This is a genomic window from Cytobacillus firmus (genome assembly GCF_023715565.1).
GTDB classification, from domain to species: Bacteria; Bacillota; Bacilli; order Bacillales; family Cytobacillaceae; genus Cytobacillus; species Cytobacillus firmus_C.
Genome location: NZ_JAMBOJ010000032.1, coordinates 46,875 through 54,570, shown reverse-complemented (window position 1 = coordinate 54,570; position 7,696 = coordinate 46,875). Strand labels below are relative to the sequence as shown.

Here is a 7,696-nt window from a genome sequence, read left to right as displayed (position 1 = left end):
CCTTGCCAATCACCTCTAGATCAAAGCCTTGTTCAATAAAGATTTGCGATGGTGTTTTCCCACTTTTGTATTCCGCCACTGCTTTTATCTTAAATTCAGAACTATAGGAGATTGACCTCTCAGAAGCTTTCAAAACATTTGGATTCTTTTCAAGCTCTTTCATTTGGAATTCATTATAAATATTCTTACTCATGAAAAATCCTCCGTCCTATTGATTAAATCTATTGAAACACAAAAAACCCCAGAAAGGGGCACTTTTTTATAAGTGTCCAGTATCTGGGGTATAGTTCAAAGAGTGCCAGGTTTCCATCAACAAACCGAATCATTAGATTTCGGGTTCTTCAATCCAAACAGCGGACGGATGAACAGCGCTACACCTGTTCCAAACATAGCCATGATGGCCCATACCCAGCCGTGCAGGCTGAAAGATGCGATTCCGCCGAAGTAGGCACCGATGTTACAGCCAAATGCAAGACGGGAACCGTATCCCATCAGCAGTCCACCGACAACGGCAGCACCTGCGACACCCGGCTTGATTTTACCAGGCTTGAATGTTCCCTGTGATGCCGCTGAAATGAAGGCACCAAGGATGATGCCGAAGTTCATAACACTTGTAGAATCAGCAAGCACTGTATTTTTCAAAGCCGCTAAATTGGGCTCACTTGCAAAATAACCCCATGAGGTTACGTCAATACCCATTGCCAACAGCGCTTTTCCGCCCCATAGCGCAAATGCGGATGTGATGCCCCAAGGCGTTCCGCGGACCGTGAGAGTAAGTGCATTAAGCAAAGCCAGGACGATTGCTGCTGCGAACAATGGCCATGAACCTCGCAGGATCTTTTTCCAGCCGGCCGTTGTAGGCAAAGCTTTCATCATTGGCGCTTTACGCTTTTTCGCGATTTGCAGGGTCACCCAATAGATCAAGGCAAACAACGCAAGCTGCAGAACCAATGCTCCGCCGTACCCGAGTCCAGTTGATGTCGCCAGAGAGATTGGAGGCAATGCCGGTGTTTCTTCCATCCAGAATGAGAAGTGGTACGCCCCGATCGTAGAACCAGCGATGAAAGAAATCAGCGTAAGAATCATGGAAGATTGCCCTCCGCCTACAGAATATAAAGTGCCGGACGCACAGCCATTCCCAAGCTGCATTCCTATTCCAAAAATAAAGGAACCAAACAGGACGCTGACTCCCACAGGAGAAACATATCCTTTAGGCTCAATTCCTGTAAAACTGAAGCCAGTACTTAAAATAACCGCAAATAATACTGAAGCAACAGCCAGCATCAGCATATGTGCCTGCAGCCCCTGCCCGTTCCCAACACTGGCAAAGCGCCTGAATGCAGATGTAAAGCCAAAGCGGGCATGAAGCAAGGTCATACCGAGCGCAATTCCAATAATAAATAGAACTCCCTGTGTCATGTTCGCTGCATTTATTATAGAAATGAACAAAATAAGAGCTGCAAGAACACCAGCTGCAACAAAAGGCTTTTGAATCGGATTTAAGTTTGAAACAACTGTTGTTGGTGCTGAAATCCATGATTTATTTTTCATTTCAACTTGAGCCAACCTCATTCACTCCTTTTCTTATCTTTTTAGTCGGATTAAAGTGTTATTTTAAACTATATTATTTAAAAAGTAAATGGTGAATTTTTCTCCAACCCGATGATTTTCCCTCTGTCACCTGATATAATTATATCTTCTGAGAGTCATAATTTTACAGACAGGAAAGGAAAGGATATCATTGCTTAAGCGGTTTAAATGGCCATCGTGGGCAATATTTTGCATCTTCATGGCAAGCATCTATTATTTCATCAGTGCTGGAGCTGACACCAGCCTTCAGGCTTTCTCCAGAACAGAAACCACATCCCCTGAAGCTTTCCCCGGATTAAACCTAGAAACGCGGACAAAGGAAACGAAATCTTATACCCTTGCGATCAGTACACCGATAACTGAAATTGAAACTCTGAACAAACCCATGAAAGAGTGGATTCAGGCGCAGGAAAGGGATTTCCTTGAACTTGTGCAGGCAAACCGGCAGGTACTGGACAGCGAAGATTTCCGTGCCCATCTTAATATCAAGGCGGATCCGAAAAAAATTTCCGATACCATGTATACCCTGGTATTCGAAGCTTACCAGTACACCGGCGGCGCAAATGGGCAGGCCACGGTCAAAACGTTCACGATCGACCTTGCGAATCAGAAAACGGTGCAGCTTGCCGATATCATCCAAATGGATGAGAAGTCCCTGACACAGCTCAGAACGATGGTAAAAAACCAAATAGGCAAGAAGGAAGACCTCAAGGACTATCTGTTTGCTGACCTGCTTGACGAAGCGCTGAAAAATCCAACGAGCTGGAAATGGTCACTGAGCGGCAAGAATTTTACACTTTATTTTAACGAATATGAAATTGCCGCAGGCGCAGCCGGAGCGGTCAAAGTGAAAATTCCGATCGAACAGATTCATCCCCTCTTAAAGGATGAAATTGCCCAGCACTTGAAGCTCCCTGACATTCAGCTGCCTGAACCGGAAGCAAGCGAACCCGAAACTGCTCCACTTGATCCAAACGGAAAGTATATTGCTCTTACCTTTGATGATGGGCCGCACCCGAAAGTCACACCGCTTATATTGGATATATTAAAAAAGCATAACGCTAAAGCTACCTTTTATATGCTTGGCAGTCAGGCGCAATTCTATCCTGCCCTCGCAAGCCAGGTCGCTCAAGAAGGCCATGAAATCGGAAATCACAGTGACAGCCATGCGGATCTTTCTTCCCTCGGTGAAAAAGAAATACGCAAAGAAATGGAAGAAGCAAGCGCCAAAATCAAGGAAGCAAGCGGACAGCTTCCCGCGACCCTACGCCCGCCTTATGGCGCCATGAATGAAGATGTGAAAAAAATTGCCGGAATGGCCCATACACCGCTTATTCTATGGTCTGTCGATTCACTGGACTGGAAAACACTCAACGCTTCATCGATTCTAAAAATAGTGAAGGCCAATGCTGTGCCAGGTTCAATTGTCTTAATGCATGATATCCATAAGACAACTGCTGAAGCACTTCCAGACCTGCTGACGCACCTGGAAAAAGAGGGCTACGAATTCATTACCGTCTCCGAACTTCTATCCCTGCAGGAACAGGAAGTGACCGGTACGTTTTTTGGAAAAAGATCGTAAACATCTAGACGCTCAGGGTTTTTCCTGAGCGTTTTGTTTTACGCGCCTGTCCTCTTTTCATAAGGCTCTTTTCGTATAAATAGTTGTTTTTCGCTTATCAATGTTGTCCGTTGATTGCAGTGAGAGGATGCTCAGCGAACCACGGGGCGGGCGGTGAGCCTCCTCGACGCTACGCGTCTGTGGGGTCTCACCTGTCCCGCTACTCCCGTAGGAGTCTCGGACCTTCCACTACAATCAACTCAGTAAATATAATATAAATAGCAACAAACTTTGCGAAAACAGCCTTTCATAAAAGGGAATGGAATTGCCGCTTGCCCCAAACACCTTTCCTCGATGCACCCAGCCATATTTTTCATAATACCCTTCTAAATCCGTCTGGAGATAGAGTTTTTTAAATCCAAGCTTTGCTGCTTCTTCAATACCATGATCAAGGAGGATAGCGCCAAGCTTCTTTCCTCTGCATGCGGGATCAATGTACAGACAGGCAAGCCACGGCTGCAAATCCTGCCTGCTATTAAGATCATTGCGGATTAAGGCTATATGCCAATGAATTCCTCATTCTGGATGACTGCATAAAACCTTGGGATCCCGTCCCATGTTTTCCCAGAGTGAATCATGCAATCCTGATAAAAAGCGAAGTTTTCTTCTGTTCCCCACTTCTCCCAAAAATAGTGAACAGCACTATCCAATAAAGGTGGATGTTCATGAACCGCGATAATTTTCATTTTTCTTCCCTCCAGCATAAGTTATGCCCCTCGAGTCTTGGTCCTGGATGAACGCTTAGCCGAGGTAAACGCCAAATAAAGTATATAGGAATAAATTTTCCCAACAAGCGAAAAATAATAATATTTATGTCTTTATAAAGGGGTAACCCACAATGGGCCGTTTTACTAATGAAATAAAAGCAGAGCTTGAGAACAATAGCGATTTTCATCTTCAGAGGGACTATCTTGCGGATGCTGCCGTGGTGCTGATGGGATTTAATACACTCATTGAGTGTATCAAAACCCGAACAGTGCTGCACAAGCATACAGAGAGCCTCCTTTCCCAGAATCAGCACCCTCAGGATTTATGGAAGGCAATAGGAGAAGTGATTGAGAGGGATATCCGAAAGGCCATTTCATCCATATTTGAAGGTAAACTGATCATTCATTTTGAAAACACCGACCGTTTTATCATTATGGAGCCTGTTCCGCCTATGCTTGATCGCTCGGTTGATTCACCCGCAAACGAAAATGTGATTCAAGGAGCATTGGATGCTTTTACAGAAGGAATTGATACGAATATCGGCATCGTCCGTAAACTGGTGAACTCGGACAAAATCAGAACCGACTCTTTTTCATCCGGGCGCAGTCGCAATAACAAACTTTCCCTGCTGTATATAGAGGGCGAAGCAGATATAGAGCTGGTTAACAAGATCCGTGAACATATTGAAAAGAATATCCAAATGGAAGCACGTGATTTACAGGAGCTTGCCAAAATGCTGGAGTTTCCATCCTGGAACGCTATCTCTAAATTTAATACAACCGAGCTTCCCCATCATGCAGTCCAGAACTTGAGAAAAGGAAAAGTGATTCTGTTCGTGGATCGCTTGCCTTTTGCGCTTATTCTTCCGAATCTGTTCTGGGATATGTTCGCTGTTGAGAATGACCGAAATTTCCCCCTGCCTATCATGCTGGCAATCCGGCTAATCAGAATCATCGGCATTTTAATCACACTAATCACACCAGGGCTTTATGTGGCACTGGTTTCCGTAAATCCTGAGGTTCTGCAGATCCAGCTGGCTTTATCAGTTGCCCAAAGCCGTGAAGGCGTACCTTATCCGGCCTTGGTGGAAATTATTTTTATGCTGCTTATTCTGGAATTAATCCTGGAAGCCAGTGTAAGACTGCCAAAATCTATTGGCCCCACCATTACAATGGTTGGAGGAATTATACTGGGGCAGGCCGCAGTGGAAGCGAAATTAGTCAGCAATCTGCTGATCATTATTCTTGCCGCTACTACCATCGCCAACTCAACTATCGTAGGATTTCAGAATACTGTTGCCATCCGGCTTTTCAAGTATGCCATTGTGCTTCTGGCAGCGGTATTTGGCATCCTGGGGCTGGTTGCCGGTTTGGTTTTCATATGCGCTTATCTGTCAAGCCTCAATACTTATGGCAAGTCCTATCTCTACTTAAATGTAAAAGGGAATGAAAGCAATGGCGGACAAAAATTTGCATGTGATGCTGATGTATGTCATCAGTCATTTAGGCCTTATTTTCTTTATGTATCCGGGCAATGTGATTTCAAGTACAGAACAGGGCCACTGGCTTCCTGTCCTGATCGGTGTGTCCATTCATTTCCTATTTATCACTATTTATATGAAGGGACTAAGTTATTTTCCGAAAAAAGACATCATTCGAATCTATGCAGGAATCGGAAAATGGACAACTATCTTCTTTATTATTCCGATTTTCTTCTATTTCAGCATGATTTTATTGATTACGGTCAGGGCTTATGCTGAAATCATTACCATCGTCTTTTTATCAAATACTCCTTTATGGGCGATCATGCTTTTACTGATATCCATCTCGACCTATATTGCGATCAAAGGAGTTGAAACGATTTTTCGCACAGGACTTCTCCTGTCCCTTTTATTTCTTCCCGTAATCATCTTTATTTTCTTCACTTCTTTCCAAAACGCAGACTGGCGGTACATCGTTCCTTTAGATGCAGATCTCGGATTCTTAATGAAGAGAACCTACTTTGAAAGTTTTTTCGCTTTCTCTGGAGGCTTTCTCTTTCTCGGCTTTGTCCAGCCTTATTTCTCATATGACAGAAAATATATATTATGGGCCGGCGCATTCCTTATTCCCTTTTTCCTTTTTTCAGTCTATATTCCAGTTCTCACCTTCGGGCAGGCAACCTCGGCTACAACCTTCCTCCCATATGTAATAGCCGTGGATGCCATCAATATTAATTGGCTGATGTTCGACAGGGTCACCATGTTTTTTCTGTTAAGCCTTATCTGCTTTATCATGCTTTACATTTCGCTTGTGTCATGGAAAGCAGTCCGGATTGCAAATCATTATCTGCCGGCAATTAAGCCGGTAAAGTTACTGCTTGCCCTGTCGACTTTAGTGTTTATTTCCTGTTTTTTCATTCCGGACTGGAGGGCGGTTGAGCAATTATTTTGGTGGAATACATTTTTAAGGTTTTACATCCTTGTGGCAGTCCCTTTATCACTATTATTCTTTGGATATCGCATGAAGAGGAAGAGTAAACATGAAAACATGTAAATGGAAATCCAACATTTCTATTGCCGTCTGCCTGATTCTGACAGTCATACTATTGACCGGCTGCTGGGACATCAGGGATATCAACCATCGGACACTCCCCATCGTTCTTGGCATCTCTACAGATGATGAGGGTAAATACAAAGTATTTCTAAAGATCCCAGAACCTGTTGAAGATAAGGTAGAAGTGAAAATCGTGAGCGGAACCGGCGAGACCATTTCACACGCTGTCGATGCGATCAGCCGGGACATGGAGAGCTCGATTGACCTTCTTCATGTAAAGGTCATTATGATTGAGAGGAAAACGGCTGAGGAAGGCATGAAAGATATTATAGCCGGTTTCATCAGATCTCGGGAAGTATCACCCAAAGCACTCATTACAATTTGTGACCAGAACCTGGATGAGTTTTTTTCGATTCTTTCCAATTCAAAGAACCTCCAGGGAACCAACCTCTTCGATTTCTTTGAAAAAAATGCAGGCTGGAATCCGGAAATTGCCCTTACACGAATATGGGAAGTGTATCGCAGCATCCATTCGTATACACGTGATGTAGCGATCCCAATGATTGCTGCGGGAGAGTCGACAACTTACCGGCAAACGGGAACGGCCGTTATTAAAAACGGCAAGATGGTTGAGCAGATCAGTAACGATGAAACCCTGCTATTCAACGCTTTCAACAACGAAAGCACCCATGGACAAATTGAAGTTCTGGATCATGCAAGTGTCATGATCACCGGAAACTCGATGGATCATCATATTGAATTTAAGAATAAACAGCCTTATCTCAAAAGCCGTATCAAATTAAAGGTGGTCCCCCTGGAAACCAGAGGCAAAACGACCGAGGCCATGATTAAAAAAGAATTAAGCCGCCTGCTGACAAGCCGGTTTAACGGCATGCTTGCCAAACTCCAGGAGAGCGAAGCAGATATACTTGGATTGGGCCAATTGTATCGCACGAAAATTAACCGAAAAGATTTGAAAAACTGGAGGTCGGTGTATTATCCAAATTTAAAATCAGATATCCAATTTGACATTGACATCCAAAATGAGGGGTATTTGAAAACTATCTGATGGGGCAGGAACTGTTTCTTTTTCAGGTGCATATGGGAAAAAGTACGATAATTAAGGTAACGGTTTGCAATATGAGGGGAGCAAATTTGCCGCTCACTATTCCGCTTTCCTTCTAAGTGGCTCCATTCGACTTGATTAGGACCTCTTACCGCACCTTTTTCCATCTAAGCGGCA

Annotated in this window: 7 protein-coding genes and 1 pseudogene; 4 read left to right on the top strand and 4 right to left on the bottom strand. The window is 43.9% G+C overall.

The features are described from left to right. A partial coding sequence (locus M3205_RS14285; protein WP_396105691.1) for an HTH domain-containing protein occupies window positions 1-193 on the bottom strand: 193 nt, incomplete at its 3' end. Window positions 194-309: 116 nt separating this feature from the next. Then, window positions 310-1,572 (bottom strand): YeeE/YedE family protein, encoded by a 1,263-nt coding sequence (locus M3205_RS14280; RefSeq protein WP_251170524.1) that lies wholly within the window; start codon window positions 1,570-1,572, stop codon window positions 310-312. A gap of 217 nt (window positions 1,573-1,789) precedes the next feature. Here M3205_RS14280 and M3205_RS14275 point away from each other — a divergent pair, with 217 nt between their 5' ends. Continuing rightward, a complete protein-coding gene (locus tag M3205_RS14275) occupies window positions 1,790-3,172 on the top strand; it encodes a polysaccharide deacetylase family protein (protein WP_251170523.1) in 1,383 nt (460 codons plus the stop codon). Window positions 3,173-3,406: 234 nt separating this feature from the next. On the opposite strand, the gene M3205_RS14270 is transcribed toward M3205_RS14275, so the two are convergent. Then, the gene (locus tag M3205_RS14270; protein WP_251170522.1) at window positions 3,407-3,673 is read right to left on the bottom strand and encodes a GNAT family N-acetyltransferase; all 267 of its coding nucleotides are present in this window, start codon (window positions 3,671-3,673) and stop codon (window positions 3,407-3,409) included. A gap of 35 nt (window positions 3,674-3,708) precedes the next feature. Continuing rightward, window positions 3,709-3,897 (bottom strand): hypothetical protein, encoded by a 189-nt coding sequence (locus M3205_RS14265; protein ID WP_251170521.1) that lies wholly within the window; start codon window positions 3,895-3,897, stop codon window positions 3,709-3,711. Between the two features lie 152 nt (window positions 3,898-4,049). Between M3205_RS14265 and M3205_RS14260 the strand changes: the two are divergent. The 3 genes and pseudogenes from M3205_RS14260 to M3205_RS14250 form a co-directional block, all read left to right on the top strand. Continuing rightward, a pseudogene (locus M3205_RS14260) lies at window positions 4,050-5,315 on the top strand (spore germination protein); the annotation flags it as partial. A gap of 49 nt (window positions 5,316-5,364) precedes the next feature. Beyond that, complete coding sequence (locus M3205_RS14255; RefSeq protein WP_311315734.1) at window positions 5,365-6,453, top strand: GerAB/ArcD/ProY family transporter; 1,089 nt, start codon at window positions 5,365-5,367, stop codon at window positions 6,451-6,453. Continuing rightward, the gene (locus M3205_RS14250; protein ID WP_251170519.1) at window positions 6,440-7,522 is read left to right on the top strand and encodes a Ger(x)C family spore germination protein; all 1,083 of its coding nucleotides are present in this window, start codon (window positions 6,440-6,442) and stop codon (window positions 7,520-7,522) included. The genes M3205_RS14255 and M3205_RS14250 overlap by 14 nt, the downstream gene beginning before the upstream one ends. Window positions 7,523-7,696 lie beyond the last annotated feature (174 nt).

What these genes read in the sequence shown, in the direction of transcription:
- M3205_RS14280 (WP_251170524.1), bottom strand. Translation starts at nt 1,572, where the DNA reads ATGAGGTTGGCTCAAGTTGAAATGAAAAATAAATCATGGATTTCAGCA.
- M3205_RS14275 (WP_251170523.1), top strand. Translation starts at nt 1,790, where the DNA reads ATGGCAAGCATCTATTATTTCATCAGTGCTGGAGCTGACACCAGCCTT.
- M3205_RS14265 (WP_251170521.1), bottom strand. Translation starts at nt 3,897, where the DNA reads ATGAAAATTATCGCGGTTCATGAACATCCACCTTTATTGGATAGTGCT.
- M3205_RS14255 (WP_311315734.1), top strand. Translation starts at nt 5,365, where the DNA reads ATGAAAGCAATGGCGGACAAAAATTTGCATGTGATGCTGATGTATGTC.
- M3205_RS14250 (WP_251170519.1), top strand. Translation starts at nt 6,440, where the DNA reads ATGAAAACATGTAAATGGAAATCCAACATTTCTATTGCCGTCTGCCTG.